This window comes from Geobacillus thermocatenulatus (assembly GCF_002217655.1).
Classification (GTDB): Bacteria; Bacillota; Bacilli; order Bacillales; family Anoxybacillaceae; genus Geobacillus; species Geobacillus thermocatenulatus.
This window is the reverse complement of the sequence record NZ_NEWK01000002.1, coordinates 586,348-605,578: the sequence shown is the minus strand read 5'-3', so window position 1 is coordinate 605,578 and position 19,231 is coordinate 586,348. Positions and strand designations below refer to the sequence as shown.

The window sequence follows — 19,231 nt, the reverse complement described above, 5'->3', positions numbered from 1 at the left end:
AAGCAGTGACGCGCTATGGCTGAAAAAGTCGCCGTCATCGTCGGGCCGACGGCCGTCGGCAAAACGAAGCTCGGCATCGAGTTGGCGAAAAAGCTGGGTGGAGAGGTCATCAGCGGCGATTCGATGCAAATTTATAAAGGGATGGACATTGGCACGGCGAAAGTGAAGCCCGATGAGATGGAAGGAATCCCGCATCATTTACTGGACATCAAAGAGCCGTGCGAACCGTTTTCCGTCGTCGAATTTCAGCGGCTTTGCCGTACGCTCATCACCGAGATTTCGGCGCGCGGCCGGCTGCCGATCATCGTCGGCGGCACCGGGCTGTACATTCAGGCAGCTCTTTACGATTACCAATTTTCCGCCGCCCCTTCCGATGAAGCGTACCGCCGGGCGCTCAAACAGCTGGCGGCCGAGCAAGGAGCCGAAGCGCTTCACCGCCGGCTTGAGGCCGTTGACCCAACCAGTGCAGCTCGCATTCATCCGCACAACATTCGTCGCGTCATCCGCGCCTTAGAGGTGTACCATTGCACCGGAAAGCCGTTCAGCGAGTGGCAGCAAACAGAAAAGCGGCTTTTGTATGAGGCGGCCATCGTTGGCTTGACGGCGGAGCGGAAGGTACTTTACCGCCGCATCAACGAGCGGGTCGATGAGATGATCGCCGCAGGGTTGATCGAGGAGGCAAGGGCGCTTTATGACCGCGGCCTGCGCGACTGCCAGGCGGTGCAAGCCATCGGCTACAAGGAGCTGTACGACTATTTTGACGGCCGCGTTTCCTTTGATGAAGCGATCGAGCAGCTGAAACAACATTCGCGCCGCTATGCGAAACGGCAGCTCACTTGGTTTCGCAACCAAATGCCGGTGAAATGGTTTGACATGACCGACGCCGAGCAGTTCGCCGCCAAGGTGCAGGAAATTTCTCGCTATGTAGCAGGAAAGCTTCAACTTGAAGCGAATATATAATTATATCCTTAGAGAGAAAAGAGGAGGACGTTTGATGAAAAATACGATCAATATTCAAGACCAGTTTTTAAACCAGCTGCGCAAAGAGGGCATTCAAGTGACCGTCTTCTTATTGAACGGCTTCCAACTGCGCGGGTACATTAAAGGGTTCGACAACTTCACCGTGCTTTTGGAAGTGCAAGGAAAACAACAGCTCATTTACAAGCACGCCATTTCGACGTTTGCGCCGGAGCGGAACATCCATTTTGAAACCGAACAGTAAGACCGACGGTACATATGCCGCCGAAAAAAGGCGCCTTCCTTCGCGGAGGGCGCCTTTTGCCATTTCCCGTTTTCCTTCCGCGCCCGCTATTTGATCGACAAGCTCCTGCGCCACCCGAAGGGAAGTGAGGGACGAGTTGAATTCAGATGCGTAAACCGCTGCTTTTGTGAATAAACATATACAAACTTTTTCCGCTATAGCCGACCTGCTCTCTGTTTGGGCGATTGTCACGGATCGGCGGTGGCGTACGTATACTAGGTAACGAAAAGGCAAGGCGTCAAAAGCCAAGTCGGAACCGGTGCGGATGGCAGAAAACGGGAAGCGAGGTGACGCCCCTTGTCAGAATTGACGATGAACAAGGCGAAAGGGCAAATCAACATCGTGTTGAACTCCAAAACGGTCAACCATTTAGTAAAAGAAGAGCGAAACGACTGGCTCGATGGAGAAGAGCATCAGGCGCTCCGCCATATTCAAAAGGAGCTTGATCAACTGATCGGCCTTGATCATGTCAAAAAAATCATCAAGGAAATTTACGCCTGGCTGTACATCAACCGGCTGCGCAAGGAGAACGGCTTAAAGGCCAACCGCCAGGCGCTCCATATGATTTTCAAAGGCAATCCCGGCACCGGCAAAACGACGGTGGCGCGCTTGCTCGGCAAGCTGTTTTTTGAGATGAACGTGCTGTCCAAAGGGCATTTCATCGAGGCGGAGCGGGCCGATTTGGTCGGAGAGTACATCGGGCATACGGCGAGCAAAACGCGCGATTTGATCAAAAAAGCGCGCGGCGGCATTTTGTTCATCGATGAAGCGTATTCGCTCGCCCGCGGGGGCGAAAAAGATTTCGGCAAAGAAGCGATTGACACGCTTGTCAAAGGGATGGAAGACTATTGCGACGACTTGGTTGTGATTTTGGCCGGCTATCCGAAAGAAATGGACTACTTTTTGTCGCTAAATCCCGGCTTGCCGTCGCGCTTTCCTCTCACGATCGAGTTTCCCGATTATACCGTCGAGGAGCTTGTGCAAATCGCCAAGCAAATGCTGCGCGAACGCGAGTATGAAATGACGCCGGAAGCGGAGCGGAAACTGTACATTCATCTCGAAGGGACGCTGGAAGCGACCGGCCGCCTCAAGTTCAGCAACGGCCGCTATGTGCGCAACTTAATCGAAAAAGCGATCCGCAAGCAGGCGGTCCGCCTTCTTCATGAAGGGCGCTACGACAAAAAAGAGCTGATGACGATTCGTGACCGCGATTTCGTGATTCATGCTTGAACGCTCTCCCACCTACGCTCACGCGTAGAAGTGGGGGTCTTCTCGGCGCGAGATGATAAAAAAGCAAAGGAGGCGCCTCTTTCTTTTTCTTGTCGAAAGAAAGAGGTCTTCCTTATCTTTTTTGTGCCGCAAAAAAGAGGAATGCGATCAAAAAGAGCGAATACATAAACAGCGAGGGCATCATACACCTATTTATCTGAATTATCTGTCTATTGAATCTGCACGCCCTGCGTCCATTCGGAGAAAAGGGGGAAAGGCGCTTGTATGTGACGATTGGGGAGATGTTTTCCCAGACAGCGCGAAAATTTCCAAACCGGGAGGCGGTCGTCGAGGTGACGACTGGACGCCGCTATACGTATGCTGAATGGGAGAGGGAAGTGAACCGGTGGGCAAATGCGTTTCAGGAAGCTGGCGTGCGCAAGGGAGATCGCGTTTCGACCGTTCTGTACAACACGTTTGAATTGGCAACCGCTCTGTTTGCTTGCGCCAAAATCGGTGCCGTGTTCAATCCGATCAACTTTCGGCTGAGGGCGGAAGAAATCGCCTATATTTTGACGGATGCCGAGCCGAAAATCGTGTTGTTTGAACGGGCGGTGGAACCGGAACTTGCCGCGATTCACAGCCGTTTCCCGCACGTGTCATTTTGGTCGATCGACCGCGATCCGCCGCCGTTTGCCAAAAACGCTCACGAGCAGGCCACGCGGGCTGGAGAGGAAGCGCCGCGCGTGCATGTGGAAGAGACTGATCTGTACGCCATTATGTATACAAGCGGCACAACGGGACGTCCAAAAGGAGTGATGCACCGTCACCGCGACATGATCGAGCAAAGCGTCATTTGCCATGGCGTCATGCGCATCCGCGAGACGGATCGCGGGCTGGCGGCAGCGCCGCTGTTCCATTGCGCCGAGCTGCATTGCTGCTTGCTGCCGCGCGTGCATGCCGGAGCGGCGAGCGTCATTTTGCACCATTTTGACGCCAAGCACGTTTTGGAAACGATCGAACGGGAGCGGATTACGATCCTATTCGGAGCCCCAACGATGTGGAACATGATGTTGCAGGAGAATGTAAGCGGTTACGATTTATCTTCGCTTCGCCTCGGCCTATACGGCGCCGCCCCGATGGCGCCAGCGCTTGTCAGGCAGTGCCAAGAGCGGCTCGGCATCGAGCTGATTCAAGCGTACGGCATGACCGAGATGGGGCCGGCGGTGACGTTTTTGCTGGAAGACGAGCAGCTGAAAAAAGCCGGTTCCGCTGGACGCGCCTGCCTGAACCATGAGATCCGCGTCGTCCGCGCGCGTGAAGACGGGCCGTCCGACCCAGATGATGTGCTGCCGCCATATGAAGTCGGTGAAATTGTGATGCGCGGGCCGTGCATGATGGCCGGCTACTACAAGCGCGAGGAAGCGACGGAAAAAGCGTTGTACAAAGGCTGGTATCATTCGGGCGATCTCGGCTACCTTGATGAAGACGGCTACTTGTATGTCGCCGACCGAGTCGATGACATGGTGATCAGCGGCGGGGAAAACGTCTATCCGCGCGAAGTCGAGGACGTGTTGTACGAGCATCCGAAAGTGCTTGATGTCGCTGTGCTCGGCGAGCCGGATGAGCTGTGGGGCGAAAAAGTCGTCGCCTTCGTCGTCAAAAAAGATGACCTCCTGACCGCCGATGAGCTCGAGCAGTTTTGCAAAACGAGCGACCGCCTCGCTCCATACAAACGTCCGCGCGCCTACTATTTCATTGATGCCCTGCCCCGCAACGCGAGCGGGAAAATCCAAAAGTTTTTGCTGCGCGAACAGCTGAAAAAACAGGCGGCGGGCGGAACAGAGAAAAAGTGACCGAACAGAAGAGAGGGATGAACGGGTGACGGCTCGCTATTTGCGTGAGGAGCACCATATGTTCCGCGCGGCGTTTCGCAAGTTTTTGGAAAAAGAAGCGTACCCGCATTATAACGATTGGGAGAAGCGCGGTATCATTCCGCGTTCGTTTTGGGCGAAGATGGGCGAGAACGGCTTTCTTTGCCCGTGGGTCGATGAGAAGTATGGGGGTCTAAACGCCGATTTTGCCTATTCGGTCGTCATCAATGAAGAACTGGAAAAAGTGGGAGCGAGCCTCGTCGGCATCGGCTTGCACAACGACATCGTCACGCCGTATATTGCATCGTACGGAACGGAGGAGCAAAAACAAAAATGGCTGCCAAAATGCGTCACCGGCGAGCTCATCACGGCGATCGCCATGACCGAGCCGGGGGCGGGTTCGGATTTGGCCAACATTTCGACAACGGCAGTAAAAGACGGTGACTACTACATCGTCAACGGACAAAAAACGTTTATCACGAACGGCATTCATGCCGACTTGATCGTCGTCGCCTGCAAAACCGACCCGCACGCGAAACCGCCGCACCGCGGCATCAGCCTGCTCGTCGTGGAGCGGGATACGCCGGGGTTTACGCGCGGTCGGAAGCTCGAGAAAGTCGGGCTGCACGCCCAAGATACCGCCGAACTGTTTTTCCACGATGCGAAAGTGCCGGCGCATAACTTGCTCGGCGAAGAAGGAAGAGGATTTTACTACTTGATGGAAAAGCTCCAGCAGGAGCGGCTCGTTGTCGCCATCGCCGCCCAAACGGCGGCGGAAGTGATGTTCTCCTTGACCAAACAATACGTGAAACAGCGGTCCGCATTCGGCAGGCGGGTGAGCGAGTTTCAAACCGTTCAGTTCCGCCTTGCCGAAATGGCGACCGACATCGCCCTCGGGCGCACGTTTGTCGATCGTGTCATCGAGGAGCATATGGCGGGAAAACAGATCGTCACGGAAGTGTCGATGGCGAAATGGTGGATCACCGAGATGGCGAAACGCGTCGCCGCCGAGGCGATGCAGCTGCACGGCGGCTACGGCTATATGGAGGAGTACGAGATCGCCCGGCGCTATCGCGACATTCCCGTAAGCGCCATTTACGCTGGGACGAACGAGATGATGAAAACAATCATCGCCCGGCAGCTAGATTTGTAGAGAGAGGGAAAGATATGCTTCATGGCATTGTAGTCGTTGATTTTTCCCATTACTTGCCCGGCCCGTTTGCGAGCTGGCGTCTCGCCCAACTAGGAGCGGAAGTCATCAAAATTGAGCCCCCATCCGGCGACCGGCTGCGCCCGTTCGCCGAGGGCCGGTTGTTTGCCGCCTATAACGTCGGTAAACAAAGCGTCGCTCTTGATTTAAAGACGGAGGCGGGACGCGAGCAAGCCCGGCGGCTCGCCGCCCGCGCCGATGTGGTGATCGAAAGCTTCCGCCCGGGAGTGATGGCGCGGCTTGGGCTCGGTTATGACGATATGTGCCGCATGAACGAACAAATCATCTATTGCTCGATCAGCGGCTTCGGTCAACAAAGCGGCCGCTCATTGCTTGGCAGCCATGATTTAAACTATATGGCGCTCTCCGGCTTATTGGCGCAGCTGGCCGATGAACGCGGCCGCCCGGTTCATCCGAAAGTGACGCTTGCCGATTTTATCGGCGGCATGGCGGCGGCCGAGCGCATTTTGGCTGCCCTCTTTGCACGCGAGCGAACCGGCAAAGGCGCCCATCTTGATGTTTCGCTTGTCGATGGGTTGACAGCGATGATGGCTGGCCATTTTGCCATTGAACACGGCGGTGGGCCGAAGACCGGTCTTTCCGAGTTGTCTGGGGAGGTGGTGTGCTACCAGCTGTATGAGACAAAAGACGGCCGTTATATGAGTTTAGCGGCGCTCGAGCCGCACTTTTGGCGGCGGTTTTGCGAGGCGGTCGGCCATCCGGAATGGACGGAGGCGCAATGGGCGCCGGCGCGGCCGGGAGAGGAGGTGTATGATGGACTTGTCGCTTTGTTTCGCGAAAAAACGCTTTCTGAATGGAGCGCCTTCGCGGAAACGGTGGACGCTTGCCTCGCCCCGGTGCTTGAAGCGGATGAAGCGAAGCGGCTGTTTGCCGGCGGCCAAGTTCGCCGCCTTGTCGCGATGCAGCCGGATGGCGTGTGGACGGCTGCGCATGGGCCGGATGGCCGGTGGGACGTCGAAGCGCCGCCTAAGGTCAATGAACATGCTTATTTGTTGAAGGGGGAGGAATAACCGATGATGAAAACACCGTTGAACATTTCGATGATGCTCGAGCGGGCGGAAATGTTTTTTCCGAAAAAACAAGTCATCTCCCGCATGAAAGGCGGCATCGTCCGCCATACATATAAGGAGATCGGCGAGCGGACACGCAGGCTGTCAAGCGTGTTGAAGCGGATCGGGGTGGAAGTCGGCGACCGCGTTGGCACGTTCGCTTGGAATCATCACCGCCATTTGGAAGCGTATTTTGCCATTCCCGGCATCGGGGCGGTGCTCCATACGATCAACATCCGCCTTTCGCCGCAGCATATCGCTTACATCATCAACCATGCCGATGACCGTGTGCTGCTGATCGATGATGATTTGCTGCCGGCAATTGAAGTGATCAAGGACGAGATCCCGAATGTACGTGCTTTCATCGTCATGACCGATGCCGACGAGCTGCCGGAAACGAAGCTTTCGCCGGTGTACCATTACGAGAAACTGCTTGCCGAGGGCGACCCAGCGTTTCCGTTCTTGAAAGACCTCGATGAATACCAACCGGCTGGTATGTGTTATACGTCGGCGACAACGGGAAATCCAAAAGGGGTTGTGTATACGCACCGCAGCACCGTCTTGCACGCGATGGCGTTAGGGCTGGCTGATACGCAAGGGCTGTGCGAGCGCGATGTCGTCATGCCGGTCGTACCGATGTTCCATGTCAACGCGTGGGGGCTCCCGTTTGCCGCTACTTGGTTCGGTTCGACGATCGTCATGCCGGGTTCGGCGTTTACGCCGAAAGTGCTTGCCGAGCTGATTGACGCCGAACGGGTGACGATCACCGCTGGCGTGCCAACGATTTGGCTCGGGCTGTTGCAAGAATTGGAGAAAGGGAACTACGATGTCAGCAGCTTAACGCGCGTCATTTGCGGCGGTTCAGCTGCGCCGAAAGGAATCATCCGCGCGTTTGAAGAAAAATACGGCATTCCGTTCATTCACGCGTACGGCATGACCGAAACGAGTCCGCTGGTGCTCGTCTCGCGCCCGAAAAGCTATCAAGACGGGCTGTCGTACGAGGAGAAACTGGATATTCGCGCCAAGCAAGGGCTGCTTGCGCCAGGGCTTGAGATGAAAGTGATCGGCCAAAACGGCCCGGTTCGCTGGGACGGCCAGGAAATGGGCGAGCTTTGCTTGCGCGGTCCGTGGATTGCGGCCGAATATTACAACGATGAGAGAACGAACGAAGCATTTCGCGATGGCTGGCTCCATACCGGCGATGTCGTCACCGTGGACGAAGAAGGGTTTGTGAAAATTGTCGACCGGACGAAGGATGTCATTAAAAGCGGCGGCGAATGGATTTCATCGGTTGATTTGGAAAACGCGCTCATGGCCCATGAGGCGGTGTTCGAAGCGGCGGTCGTCGCTGTGCCGCATCCGAAATGGCAAGAGCGGCCGATTGCCTGCGTCGTGCTGAAAGAAGGCAAAAGCGTGACAAAAGAAGAGCTGTATGACTTTTTGCGCCCGCAATTTACGAAATGGTGGCTGCCGGATGACATTGTGTTTCTCGATGAAATTCCGAAAACGAGCGTCGGCAAGTTTTTGAAGCGGAAGTTGCGCGATGAGATGGCGGCGCGCTATGCCGACGCGGCAACGGAGTAAAGGAGGCGGACACCGTGGCCGAAACGATTGCGGTCATCGGCGCCGGGGTGATGGGAAGCGGCATCGCGCAAACGGCGGCGATGGCGGGAAAAACGGTGTATTTATATGACGTGTCCGAAGCGGCCTTGCAAAATGGGCTCGCTTCGGCGGAAAAAAGCTTGCGCCGCTTTGTCAAAACCGGCGGGCTGTCCGAGTCGGAGGCAGCGGCGGCGCTTGGGCGCATCCGCTCGACCGTCGATTTGGCCGAAGCGGTGCGCAGGGCGGATGTTGTCATCGAAGCCGTGCCGGAAAACTTGGCGCTGAAAAAAGACGTGTTTCAGCAGCTTGATCAATTGGCGAAGCCGGACGCCATTTTAGCGACCAACACATCCGAGCTGAGCGTCACGGCGCTTGCCGCCGCGACGAAGCGGCCGGAAAACGTCATCGGCATGCATTGGTTCAATCCGGCGCCAGTGATGAAGTTGATCGAAATTGTGAAAGGTGAGACGACTTCTGACGACACAGTCGACGCCATCCGTCGGCTGTCTGTGGAGCTTGGCAAAGAAACGGTCGTCGTGAAAGACCGGCAAGGGTTTGTGACGACAAGAGCGATCGCCGCTCATATGATCGAGTGCATCCGCATGTACGAAGAGGGAGTAGCCTCTGTGGAAGACATCGATAAAGCGGTGCGCCTTGGGCTCAATTACCCGATGGGTCCCTTTGAGCTCGCCGACATGGTCGGGCTTGATACGCTTCTGTTTGTGAGTGAAAACATGACGGAAGCATACGGGGACCGGTTCCGGGCGCCGCAGCTTTTGCGCAAGCTCGTCGAAGCCGGGCATTTAGGACGGAAGACGGGGAAAGGGTTTTACACGTATACAAAATGAACAAGCGCCTCTTCACAGGAAGAATCAGGAGAGCAGAAACGCGCCAATTTGGCAGCGCCCGCGGCTTGTCGGTCGGCGGGCGCCATTGGGATAAAAGGTGCGGTTTGCACTGTCAAGGCATGGTGATGGCAAAAACAACAAGGGGGAGAAAATGGTGCGTGAAGCAGTCATTGTCGAAGCGGTCAGGACGCCGGTCGGCAAGCGGAACGGCGTCTTCCGGGACGTTCATCCGGTGCATCTCGCCGCGGTCGTGCTCGATGAAGTCGTGCGCCGGGCAGGCATTGAAAAGCGGATGGTCGAAGACATTGTCATGGGTTGCGTGACGCCGGTCGCCGAACAAGGGTACAACATCGGCCGGCTGGCGGCGCTTGAGGCCGGATTCCCGATCGAAGTGCCGGCCGTGCAAATCAACCGAATGTGCGGCTCGGGGCAGCAGGCGATCCATTTCGCCGCCCAAGAAATCCGCTCCGGCGATATGGATGTCACGATCGCCGCCGGAGTCGAAAGCATGACGAAGGTGCCGATTTTAAGCGATGGCAACGAGCGGACGATTCCGCCGTCGCTTCATGAAAAATACGAATTCATTCACCAGGGCGTCTCGGCTGAGCGGATCGCCAAAAAATACGGCCTGACGCGCGCGGAGCTCGACGCCTACGCGTACGAAAGCCATCAGCGCGCCTTGGCGGCCTTGCGCGAAGGGAAGTTTCGCGCGGAAATCGTCCCGGTGAAAGGGCTTGACCGCGATGGGCGTGAGATCCTCGTCGCCCTTGACGAAGGGCCGCGGGCCGATACATCGCTAGAAGCGCTCGCCGCGCTCAAGCCGGTGTTTCAAGAAGACGGCGTCATCACCGCGGGCAATGCGAGCCAAATGAGCGACGGGGCGGCCGCTGTGCTTTTGATGGAACGGGAGGCGGCGAGGCGGCTTGGGCTCACGCCGAAAGCGCGCATTGTCGCGCAAACGGTCGTCGGCTCCGATCCGACGTACATGCTTGATGGCGTCATTCCGGCGACGAGGCAAGTGTTGAAAAAAGCCGGCCTCTCGATCGATGACATCGACCTCATTGAAATCAACGAAGCGTTCGCCCCGGTCGTACTCGCCTGGCAAAAAGAAATCGGCGCTTCGCTTGAGAAGGTGAATGTCAACGGCGGCGCCATTGCGCTTGGCCATCCGCTCGGCGCCACCGGTGCGAAGCTCATGACGTCGCTTGTTCATGAACTGGAACGGCGCGGCGGCCGCTATGGGCTATTGACGATTTGCATCGGCCACGGGATGGCGACGGCCACGATCATCGAGCGGGAGTAAGAGCAACGCGTGGAAAAAACATTTGTTTGACACACACTCGACAGCGGTGGCGGCCGCTGTTTTCTCTTTGAAAATAAAAATATGCCATGGAGCTGGAACATTGTGATAAGATGAAAGAAAAGCAAGTGAAAGGAGGAGCGCAAGCACAGTGCAGAAGGAGAAGCCGTTTTACACGTATGGCGACATTCAACATTGGGAAGGGAATTGGGAACTGATCGATGGCGTTCCCTATTTATTGGCGTCTCCGTCGTTTGAGCACCAGTATGTGGTCGGACAACTGCACCTTGCATTGGCTTCGCATTTTCAGGCGCGTGGCTGTCATGTCATTCTTGCCCCGTTTGATGTTCAGCTTGATCCTGAGGAGCCGGAACGGATGGCGAAAACGGTTGTTCAGCCGGATTTATCAGTCGTTTGTCGGGGTGAGCAAATCGGGAATCGGCGAATGAAAGGGGCTCCCGATCTCGTTGTGGAAGTGCTGTCACCAAGCACCGCCCTGCGCGATCGAAACCAGAAATACTATTTATACGAAAAATATGGTGTGCATGAATATTGGATGGTAGACCCCAGCAATCGAACGATCGAAGTGCTCAGCTGGCAAGATGGACGATTTCAACAGCGAGCGGTTTTCGGGCCAAGCGATGAGCTGGTTTCGTTTTGGCAACCGGATTTGACGGTTTCGCTCGCCCCCGTGTTTCCTCCGGAAGAAAGCGATGTCTAGCTGATGGAGAACCGCCTTGTTTGGCTGTTATCTCTGAAAATAACGGCTTTGCTTTTGGCGTCAGCAGCAGAAAGAAGAACGCATAGGGGATCGATGCCATGAAACAACCTGTTCTCGCTTCCTTCTATTTATCTCTTGCCGCTGGCATTTGGGGCGGGATGTACGTCGTGAGCAAATACGTGTTGGACTACATTCCGCCGTTTACGCTTGTCTGGCTTCGTTATGCCATTGCCTTAATCGTGCTTGCCGCGATCGCCGCGGCGAAACGGGAGCGTCCTCCAAAGAGCGGGCGCGACTGGGGGATGGTCATCGCAATCGGAATCATCGGCTACATCGTTTCCATTTCGCTGCAGTTTGTCGGCACGAAATGGTCGAACGCCCATACCGCTTCACTCATTACCGCCTCGACACCGGCGTTTGTCGTTTTGTTTGCCCGCTGGCTGCTTGGTGAGGCGCTCACATGGCGAAAGACAAGTGCACTCCTGTTGGCGACATCCGGGGTGATTGTCATCGTTGGACTTGGAGGCGGCGGGGAATCGACGCTTGCCGGAAATATGGCTTTAGTCGGTGCGGCGGTCACTTGGGCGCTGTTGTCGGTGCTTGTGAAAATCGCTTCGGCCCGCCTGTCCGTGCTTTCGATCACCATGTACGCTATTTTCACTGCGTTTATCGGCATGACGCCGATGATGCTTGCCGAAGGGCCGGGGCTTGCCGCGAGCCATTGGAGCGTTCCCGTCGCCCTTGGAGTGTTGTATCTTGGTGTCGTATCGACAGCGGGGGCATTTTTTCTTTGGAACAAAGGGATGGAAATGATCGACGCCGGCATCGGCTCGCTCTTTTTCTTTTTCCAGCCGCTCGTCGGCTCGTTCTTTGGCTGGCTTCTGTTGCATGAGGAGCTCGCTGCCTCGTTTTGGCTCGGCGGGGCGCTCATTGTTGCCGGCGTGGCCGTGGCGGTGCGAAGCGAGCAAAGTGCGTAAGGAATGCGGCGGCAAATGAAATGACCGGTAAAAAAGAAAAATGGTAAAGCTTTAAATGGCATCTATATAAAAGCGAGGAGCCGTCTATCTTTTCGTACGAATCAATGAGTAGATGTTGTTTTTGCCGTTTTATCATGGCTCGCCCACTTTTTCTCCAACCGCCCGCCGCGGCAGCTTCCAACCGTATGTGTACGACAAAATGCGGAGGGCGGTGACGACAATCAACAACACATACAGCTCCATGGGCGATTCGGCCCATTTCAGCCCAATGGCGAGGCCGGCGAGAATGGCCCAGGCGGCATAAATTTCTGCGCGCAACACGAGCGGCTTTCTTCCCGCCAACACGTCACGGATCATGCCGCCACCGCTGCCGGTCAACACAGCCGCGACGATCACTGCGCTTAACGGATGACCCATGTTGACGGCATACAGCGCCCCTTGGATGGCGAACGCCGATAACCCAAGGGCGTCAAAAAAGTTGCCCCACCGCTTCCACGGCGGCAGCATTTGCTTTGGGAACAAATACACAACTGTCATGGCCGCCAAAGCGACAAGAAAGAGCGGCTGCTGTTCCCATAACGCCGACACGGGAACCCCGATCAGCAAATTGCGCACCGCCCCGCCGCCAAAAGCGGTGACAATCCCTAAAATGTACACCCCAAGCAAATCGTACTCCTCTTCCATCGCGACGATCGCCCCGCTAATGGCAAAGGCGATCGTGCCGATGATGCTCAATACTTCCCAGGTCATTCTTGCTGTTCCTTTCCGTGCGTTGTTCTTGTATCATTGTAGAGGCAAAAGCGGCGGAAAATCAATCATTTTTTTGGAACGAACTAGCAGACCGACGATGGGATTTGGTATCATGAACGTAGAGAACATGTTCGCCGCGAGGGAAAGGAAGGGGGATGCCATGAGTCGTGAACAAGCGATCCTTGTCGGTTGCCAGCTCGCTGGTGTCGATGATGAACGGTTTCGCTATTCGATGGAAGAGCTCGCTTCGCTCGTTGCGACGGCGAACGGCGAGGTTGCGGCAGAATTGACGCAAAAACGCGAAGCGCCGCATCCGGCGACCTATATCGGCAAAGGAAAAACGGAAGAGCTCGCCGCCCTTGTGAAGGAGCTCGAGCCGGATCTTGTCGTTTTCAACAGCGAGCTTTCTCCAAGCCAGGCGCGCAATTTGACAAGAATGCTTGGCGATGTGAAAGTGATTGACCGAACACAGCTCATTTTAGATATTTTTGCCCAGCGCGCCCGTTCAAAAGAAGGAAAGCTGCAAGTCGAGCTCGCCCAGCTGGAGTATATGCTGCCGCGCCTTAGCGGCCAAGGGGAGGCGCTGTCTCGCTTGGGTGGCGGCATTGGCACGCGTGGCCCGGGGGAGACGAAGCTCGAGACCGACCGCCGCCATATTCGCCGCCGTATTGATGACATTAAAGCGGAACTGCGGCGCGTCGCCGAGCACCGCGGGCGGTACCGCGAGCGCCGGCAAAAAAACCAAGCGTTTCAAGTGGCGCTCGTCGGCTATACGAACGCTGGCAAGTCAACGATTTTCAACCGGCTGACCGCCGCTGATTCATTGGAAGAAAACTTGTTGTTTGCCACACTCGATCCGTTGACGCGCAAATGTGTCTTGCCGTGCGGCTACACGGTGCTTGTCACCGATACGGTCGGGTTCATTCAAGACTTGCCGACGGCGCTTGTCGCCGCGTTCCGCTCGACGCTCGAGGAAGTGACGGAAGCCGATCTATTGCTTCACGTCGTCGATTCGTCTCATCCGGATTACGTTGCGCACGAGCGAACGGTGTCGCGGCTGCTCGCTGAATTAGGGGCTTCTTCCATTCCGATGGTCACGGTGTACAATAAAAGCGATCAAAAAGCGTCGGAATTCATTCCGACAACGACTGCTTCCATCATGATCAGCGCGCTTTCCGCCGCCGACATTGACCGGCTCCGCTGTTTTCTTGAAGAGGCGGTGAAACGGCAAATGGCCCGTTACGACGTGTCGATCCCAAGCGGTGAAGGAAAATTGCTCGCTCGGTTAAAATCGGACACCATTTTGCACGAATGGCATTATAATGAACAGGGAGGCACGTACGACTGCCAAGGGTACGTGCTGCCGACGCACCCCTTGTATGGGGAGCTGCAATCATTCCAACGGTAGAAAGGGTTCATCTATGTTTTGGACACAGTGGAGACACGGAGAAACCATCGCTCTTCTCATCGAGGAAATCGAAGCACAAATCGCGCCGATTCACCGCCGCATCGATGAACTGGTCGACGTCAACCAATACCGCGTGCTTGAGAGCTTCCGTCGCCATCAAGTGAGCGATGCCCACTTCATCCCGTCAACCGGTTATGGGTATGACGATGCGGGCCGCGATACGCTCGATCGCATTTTCGCTGATGTGTTTGGAGCGGAAGCGGGGCTTGTGCGCCCGCAAATCATTTCCGGCACGCACGCGATTGCGATCGCGCTGTTTGGCGTGTTGCGCCCGGGTGATGAATTGCTTTACATCACGGGCGCTCCGTACGATACGCTTGAGGAAATCGTCGGCGTCCGCGGCCGCGGCGTCGGCTCGCTGAAAGAGTTTGGCATTCGTTATCGCAGCGTGCCGCTTACAGCGGAAGGGATGGTCGATTTTGCGGCCGTTCGCGAAGCGATCCATGAGCGGACGAAAATGATCGGTATTCAACGTTCGCGCGGCTATGCGGATCGGCCGTCGTTTACTGTCGAAGAGATCGGCGACATGATTGCATTCGTCAAGTCGATCAAACCGGATGTTGTCGTGTTTGTCGACAATTGCTACGGCGAATTCGTCGAGGAGAAAGAGCCATGTCATGTCGGCGCCGATTTGATGGCCGGCTCGCTCATTAAAAACCCGGGCGGGGGATTGGCGAAAACGGGCGGCTATATTGTCGGCAAGCGGGAATATGTGGAGGCGTGCGCCTATCGGATGACCTCGCCGGGCATTGGAGCGGAAGTCGGTCCGTCGCTTTACAGCTTGCCGGATATGTATCAAGGCTTTTTTCTTGCGCCGCACATCGTGGGCCAGGCGCTCAAGGGGGCGGTTTTTACGGCGGCGATGCTCGAGCGGATTGGACTCAAAACCTCGCCATCGTGGAAGGCGAAGCGCACGGATTTGGTTCAGTCCGTCCGTTTTGACGATCCGGAACAAATGGTGGCGTTTTGCCAAGCGATTCAGGCTTCCTCCCCGGTCAACGCTCATTTCACTCCATATCCGAGCGACATGCCCGGCTATGAAGACAAAGTGATCATGGCCGCCGGCACGTTCGTCCAAGGGGCAAGCATTGAGTTGACGGCCGACGGGCCGTTGCGCCCCCCATATATCGTGTATGTGCAAGGCGGGTTGACGTATTCGCATGTGAAAATCGCCGTCTGTTCCGCCATTCAGCGTTTGCTTGAACAGCGGTTGATTTGTTTGTAAGGAAACGTCACGTTTCATTGACTCATTTCCTAACATTATGGTAAAATAAAGGTATCAAAAGCGAGGAGGAATTGGCATGAGCAGCCAAATTCGTCGTTCCATGCCATTGTTTCCGATTGGGATTGTGATGCAGCTGACCGATTTGTCGGCTCGGCAAATCCGCTATTATGAAGAGCACGGCCTCGTTTCGCCAGCGCGCACGGAAGGCAACCGGCGGCTGTTTTCGCTCAATGACATTGACCGCTTGCTCGAGATTAAAGATTTGATCGACCAAGGCGTCAACTTGGCGGGCATTAAGCAAATTTTTGCCGCGCGGGAGGAAGGGCGCCACCAGCAGGCGGAGAAAGTCGAAAAAGTAGGAAAACCGAGGCTGTCGGACGAAGAACTGCGCGAAATCTTGCGGAATGAATTGCTGCAGGCCGGGCGGTTCCAGCGCGCATCGCTTCGCCAAGGAGATCTCGCTCGCTTCTTTCATTAATGACGGAACATGATTTCCGAGCCGGGGAGGAGTTTGGACATGGCAAAATATACGCGTGACGACATTCTGCACATCGTCAAAGAGGAAAATGTCAAGTACATCCGCCTGCAATTCACCGATATTTTGGGCACGATCAAAAACGTCGAAATTCCGATCAGTCAGCTGGAGAAAGCGCTTAACAACAAAATTATGTTTGACGGGTCGTCGATCGAAGGATTTGTCCGCATTGAAGAGTCGGATATGTATTTGTATCCGGACTTGGATACGTTCGTCATTTTCCCGTGGACCGCAGAAAAAGGGAAAGTCGCCCGCTTTATCTGCGACATTTACAACCCGGACGGCACGCCGTTTGAAGGTTGCCCGCGCTATAACTTGAAGCGGGTGCTGAAAGAGATGGAGGCGCTTGGTTTTAACGCCTTTAACTTAGGAGCTGAGCCGGAATTCTTCCTCTTCAAGCTTGACGAAAAAGGACACCCGACGATGGAGCTGAACGACCGCGGCGGCTATTTCGATTTGGCGCCGACGGACCTTGGGGAAAACTGCCGGCGCGACATTGTGCTCGAGCTTGAGGAAATGGGGTTTGAAATCGAAGCGTCCCATCACGAAGTCGCCCCGGGCCAGCATGAGATCGATTTTAAATACGCCCATGCCATTAAAGCGTGCGACGACATTCAAACGTTTAAGCTCGTCGTCAAAACGATCGCCCGCAAACACGGATTGCATGCGACCTTTATGCCAAAGCCGATTTTTGGGATTAACGGTTCAGGAATGCATTGCAACCTGTCGCTATTCCGCAACGGTGAAAACGCCTTTTTCGACCCAAACGGCGACTTGCAGTTGAGCGATACGGCGCGGCAGTTTATCGCCGGCGTGCTGAAGCATGCGCCGAACTTTACGGCGGTGACGAACCCGACCGTCAACTCGTACAAGCGGCTTGTTCCAGGCTATGAAGCGCCGTGCTACGTCGCTTGGTCGGCGCGCAACCGCAGCCCGCTCATCCGCATTCCCGCTTCGCGCGGCATGAGCACGCGCATCGAAGTGCGCAGCGTCGACCCGTCGGCCAACCCGTATTTGGCGATGGCAGTCCTCCTTGCTGCGGGGCTTGACGGCATTCGCAACAAGCTCACTCCTCCGGCGCCAGTGGATCGAAACATTTACGTCATGACGAAAGAAGAACGGCTCGAAGAAGGCATTGTCGATTTGCCGGCAACGCTCTATGAAGCGTTGGAAAACTTGAAGTCCGATGAGGTGATGATTCACGCGCTCGGCAAACATTTATTCGAGCATTTCGTCGAAGCCAAGGAAATCGAGTGGGATATGTACCGGACAACGGTCCATCAATGGGAATTGGATCAATATTTGGAACTTTACTGATGCATAAAAAAGCTGCCCTGTTTTTCGGGCAGCTTTTGTTATGGTGCGCGTCCCGATCGGACTCTTAGTCGAACAGGCGATAGACGCCGATCACTTTGCCGAGAATCGTGCAGTCGCGGACGATGATCGGCTCAAGATGGGCGTTTTCCGGCTGCAGGCGGATGTGGTCTTTTTCTTTGAAAAATCGCTTCACCGTCGCCTCGTTGTCTTCCGTCATGGCGACGACGATGTCGCCGTTGTTGGCCGATGACTGCTGGCGGACGATGACGTAGTCGCCGTCGAGAATGCCGGCTTCGATCATGCTGTCGCCCATCACTTCAAGCATAAACAGCTGTTCTTCGCCTGAGGCGAGCCGCTTCGGCAACGGAAAGTAGCCTTCGATGTTTTCCACTGCGGTAATCGGCTGGCCGGCCGTCACCTTGCCGATGATCGGCACAGAGATCGTTTCCTCTTTTTCCTTCGCCATGTCGGGGTCCAAAATTTCAATGGCGCGCGGCTTCGTCGGGTCGCGGCGGATGTACCCTTTGCTTTCTAGGCGCGCGAGATGCCCATGAACGGTTGAGCTTGACGCCAATCCAACCGCTTCCCCAATTTCCCGCACCGACGGCGGATACCCCTTCGTTCTGACTTCCTGTTTAATAAATTCTAAAATTTGCTGTTGTCGTTTTGACAGTTTCGTCATGGTTTCACACCTCTCGCCACATCATTTGCCTTCATTATACCATGCGGAAGACGAAAAAACAAACATAAGTTCGAGTTCTTTATTGACACAAACAAATGTTCCTGGCTATAATGAAGGAAAGCGAACAAATATTCTAGAAAGGGTGGGAGGGAATGAGGAAAACGTTGCTGCACTACGTTTTGTTTTCATTTTTGTTTGCGCTCGTGTTGGCAGGGTTCGTTTACGCCAGCAACCCGGTCGATAAAAAAGAATACGTGACGATCACGGTCGCTCCCGGCGATACGCTTTGGGGGCTGGCAAAACAGTACGAACAGGAACACCATATGCCGCCTAATGAGTTCATCCGCTGGGTCGTCGATGTCAACCATTTGCCGAGCCCGCGTCTTGCCGCTGGTGAACAAATTGTCATTCCTGTGTTAAAATCAAAGCAGGGCGGCTCGGTGGCCGTCAATCAGTGATGGAAAGAAGGGATTGGCCATGAGGGCGGTCATTTACTGCCGCGTCAGCACGGACAAAGCTGAACAGGAAACGTCGCTCGCGAGGCAACGAGATGAGCTCGAGCAGCTGGCGGCCGAGTGTGGATTTGAAGTCGTGAACGTGATCGCCGAGCAGGCGAGCGGTTATGAAGCCGACCGCGACGGCGTGTTGGAGCTGCTTTCGCTTTGCGAGGAAGGCGAGGTCGATGTGCTGCTCATTCAAGATGAAACGCGGCTTGGGCGCGGCCATGCGCGCATGGCGTTGCTGCACTGCTTGAAAAAGCAAGGGGTGAAAATATACAGCGCCAGCCACCGAGGGGAAATGCCGCTGTCGGAAGCCGATGAGATGGTGTTGTCCATTATCGCGATTGTCGAGGAGTACCAAAGAAAAATCCATAACGCCAAAATTAAGCGTGGCATGCAGCGAGCCATCGCCCGCGGTTACCGACCGGAGCGAAACTTGAGGCGCCGCGGTGAAAACGCCGGGCGCGATCGAATCGATCTGCCGGTTGAGGAGATCGTCCGCTTGCGCGAGCGCGGACTGACGTTTGCCGATATCGCTGCGACGATGCGAAGCTTCGGCTACGAGGTGTCCAAGGCGACCGTCCATCGGCGTTACCAGGAATATATGGACGAGCAACAAAGGCGGCGTTGATCGTGTACTGCGCCTGACCTTAAAGCGGCGAGCGGGCAAAGGAAGCCAAGA

Annotated in this window: 19 protein-coding genes; 17 read left to right on the top strand and 2 right to left on the bottom strand. The window is 55.6% G+C overall.

Annotation, left to right across the window (positions count from 1 at the left end):
• The first annotated feature begins 15 nt into the window (after positions 1-15).
• From miaA to B9L19_RS11850, 11 genes are all read left to right on the top strand, one after another.
• The gene (gene miaA, locus B9L19_RS11900; protein WP_025951152.1) at positions 16-960 is read left to right on the top strand and encodes a tRNA (adenosine(37)-N6)-dimethylallyltransferase MiaA; all 945 of its coding nucleotides are present in this window, start codon (positions 16-18) and stop codon (positions 958-960) included.
• Positions 961-994: 34 nt separating this feature from the next.
• Entirely contained in the window at positions 995-1,222 is a 228-nt protein-coding gene (gene hfq, locus B9L19_RS11895) for an RNA chaperone Hfq (protein WP_011230812.1), read from the top strand.
• 336 nt (positions 1,223-1,558) lie between these two features.
• A complete protein-coding gene (gene spoVK / locus B9L19_RS11890) occupies positions 1,559-2,491 on the top strand; it encodes a stage V sporulation protein K (RefSeq protein WP_025951153.1) in 933 nt (310 codons plus the stop codon).
• Between the two features lie 260 nt (positions 2,492-2,751).
• Positions 2,752-4,326, top strand: coding sequence for a fatty acid--CoA ligase (locus B9L19_RS11885; RefSeq protein WP_025951154.1), 1,575 nt, complete (start codon positions 2,752-2,754; stop codon positions 4,324-4,326).
• 25 nt (positions 4,327-4,351) lie between these two features.
• The gene (locus B9L19_RS11880; protein ID WP_047753332.1) at positions 4,352-5,497 is read left to right on the top strand and encodes an acyl-CoA dehydrogenase family protein; all 1,146 of its coding nucleotides are present in this window, start codon (positions 4,352-4,354) and stop codon (positions 5,495-5,497) included.
• Between the two features lie 14 nt (positions 5,498-5,511).
• A complete protein-coding gene (locus B9L19_RS11875) occupies positions 5,512-6,585 on the top strand; it encodes a CaiB/BaiF CoA transferase family protein (protein WP_047753331.1) in 1,074 nt (357 codons plus the stop codon).
• A 3-nt stretch (positions 6,586-6,588) separates the two neighbouring features.
• Positions 6,589-8,208, top strand: coding sequence for a long-chain fatty acid--CoA ligase (locus tag B9L19_RS11870; RefSeq protein WP_047753330.1), 1,620 nt, complete (start codon positions 6,589-6,591; stop codon positions 8,206-8,208).
• Between the two features lie 14 nt (positions 8,209-8,222).
• Positions 8,223-9,074, top strand: a complete 852-nt coding sequence (locus B9L19_RS11865) for a 3-hydroxyacyl-CoA dehydrogenase family protein (protein ID WP_025951158.1) — start codon at positions 8,223-8,225, stop codon at positions 9,072-9,074.
• Positions 9,075-9,225: 151 nt separating this feature from the next.
• The gene (locus B9L19_RS11860; RefSeq protein WP_198527172.1) at positions 9,226-10,377 is read left to right on the top strand and encodes a thiolase family protein; all 1,152 of its coding nucleotides are present in this window, start codon (positions 9,226-9,228) and stop codon (positions 10,375-10,377) included.
• A gap of 148 nt (positions 10,378-10,525) precedes the next feature.
• Positions 10,526-11,095, top strand: a complete 570-nt coding sequence (locus B9L19_RS11855; RefSeq protein WP_047753329.1) for a Uma2 family endonuclease — start codon at positions 10,526-10,528, stop codon at positions 11,093-11,095.
• Positions 11,096-11,193: 98 nt separating this feature from the next.
• Positions 11,194-12,072, top strand: a complete 879-nt coding sequence (locus B9L19_RS11850; protein WP_053915135.1) for a DMT family transporter — start codon at positions 11,194-11,196, stop codon at positions 12,070-12,072.
• A gap of 132 nt (positions 12,073-12,204) precedes the next feature.
• Here the strand turns inward: B9L19_RS11850 and B9L19_RS11840 are convergent, their stop codons facing one another.
• Positions 12,205-12,822 carry a trimeric intracellular cation channel family protein gene (locus B9L19_RS11840; protein WP_047753326.1) on the bottom strand — a complete coding sequence of 206 codons (618 nt, stop codon included), beginning with the start codon at positions 12,820-12,822 and terminating at the stop codon, positions 12,205-12,207.
• Between the two features lie 160 nt (positions 12,823-12,982).
• On the opposite strand from B9L19_RS11840, the gene hflX reads away from it, so the two are divergent.
• From hflX to glnA, 4 genes are all read left to right on the top strand, one after another.
• The gene (gene hflX / locus B9L19_RS11835) at positions 12,983-14,230 is read left to right on the top strand and encodes a GTPase HflX (protein ID WP_089113949.1); all 1,248 of its coding nucleotides are present in this window, start codon (positions 12,983-12,985) and stop codon (positions 14,228-14,230) included.
• A gap of 13 nt (positions 14,231-14,243) precedes the next feature.
• Positions 14,244-15,515 (top strand): methionine gamma-lyase family protein, encoded by a 1,272-nt coding sequence (locus tag B9L19_RS11830; protein ID WP_025951164.1) that lies wholly within the window; start codon positions 14,244-14,246, stop codon positions 15,513-15,515.
• Between the two features lie 76 nt (positions 15,516-15,591).
• Complete coding sequence (locus B9L19_RS11825; RefSeq protein WP_025951165.1) at positions 15,592-15,993, top strand: MerR family transcriptional regulator; 402 nt, start codon at positions 15,592-15,594, stop codon at positions 15,991-15,993.
• 39 nt (positions 15,994-16,032) lie between these two features.
• On the top strand, positions 16,033-17,367 hold the full coding sequence (gene glnA / locus B9L19_RS11820) for a type I glutamate--ammonia ligase (protein ID WP_025951166.1): 1,335 nt from the start codon (positions 16,033-16,035) through the stop codon (positions 17,365-17,367).
• A 64-nt stretch (positions 17,368-17,431) separates the two neighbouring features.
• Here the strand turns inward: glnA and lexA are convergent, their stop codons facing one another.
• Positions 17,432-18,049 carry a transcriptional repressor LexA gene (lexA, locus tag B9L19_RS11815; protein ID WP_025951167.1) on the bottom strand — a complete coding sequence of 206 codons (618 nt, stop codon included), beginning with the start codon at positions 18,047-18,049 and terminating at the stop codon, positions 17,432-17,434.
• A 152-nt stretch (positions 18,050-18,201) separates the two neighbouring features.
• On the opposite strand from lexA, the gene yneA reads away from it, so the two are divergent.
• Together yneA and B9L19_RS11805 are read left to right on the top strand one after the other, a co-directional pair.
• Positions 18,202-18,507 (top strand): cell division suppressor protein YneA, encoded by a 306-nt coding sequence (gene yneA, locus B9L19_RS11810; RefSeq protein ID WP_025951168.1) that lies wholly within the window; start codon positions 18,202-18,204, stop codon positions 18,505-18,507.
• 19 nt (positions 18,508-18,526) lie between these two features.
• Positions 18,527-19,180 carry a YneB family resolvase-like protein gene (locus B9L19_RS11805; protein ID WP_025951169.1) on the top strand — a complete coding sequence of 218 codons (654 nt, stop codon included), beginning with the start codon at positions 18,527-18,529 and terminating at the stop codon, positions 19,178-19,180.
• Positions 19,181-19,231 lie beyond the last annotated feature (51 nt).

Bases quoted from the DNA above. Each gene is read 5' to 3' on its own strand.
- miaA (WP_025951152.1), top strand. From the start codon at position 16: ATGGCTGAAAAAGTCGCCGTCATCGTCGGGCCGACGGCCGTCGGCAAA.
- hfq (WP_011230812.1), top strand. From the start codon at position 995: ATGAAAAATACGATCAATATTCAAGACCAGTTTTTAAACCAGCTGCGC.
- B9L19_RS11875 (WP_047753331.1), top strand. From the start codon at position 5,512: ATGCTTCATGGCATTGTAGTCGTTGATTTTTCCCATTACTTGCCCGGC.
- B9L19_RS11870 (WP_047753330.1), top strand. From the start codon at position 6,589: ATGATGAAAACACCGTTGAACATTTCGATGATGCTCGAGCGGGCGGAA.
- B9L19_RS11860 (WP_198527172.1), top strand. From the start codon at position 9,226: ATGGTGCGTGAAGCAGTCATTGTCGAAGCGGTCAGGACGCCGGTCGGC.
- B9L19_RS11850 (WP_053915135.1), top strand. From the start codon at position 11,194: ATGAAACAACCTGTTCTCGCTTCCTTCTATTTATCTCTTGCCGCTGGC.
- B9L19_RS11840 (WP_047753326.1), bottom strand. From the start codon at position 12,822: ATGACCTGGGAAGTATTGAGCATCATCGGCACGATCGCCTTTGCCATT.
- hflX (WP_089113949.1), top strand. From the start codon at position 12,983: ATGAGTCGTGAACAAGCGATCCTTGTCGGTTGCCAGCTCGCTGGTGTC.
- B9L19_RS11830 (WP_025951164.1), top strand. From the start codon at position 14,244: ATGTTTTGGACACAGTGGAGACACGGAGAAACCATCGCTCTTCTCATC.
- B9L19_RS11825 (WP_025951165.1), top strand. From the start codon at position 15,592: ATGAGCAGCCAAATTCGTCGTTCCATGCCATTGTTTCCGATTGGGATT.
- glnA (WP_025951166.1), top strand. From the start codon at position 16,033: ATGGCAAAATATACGCGTGACGACATTCTGCACATCGTCAAAGAGGAA.
- lexA (WP_025951167.1), bottom strand. From the start codon at position 18,049: ATGACGAAACTGTCAAAACGACAACAGCAAATTTTAGAATTTATTAAA.
- yneA (WP_025951168.1), top strand. From the start codon at position 18,202: ATGAGGAAAACGTTGCTGCACTACGTTTTGTTTTCATTTTTGTTTGCG.
- B9L19_RS11805 (WP_025951169.1), top strand. From the start codon at position 18,527: ATGAGGGCGGTCATTTACTGCCGCGTCAGCACGGACAAAGCTGAACAG.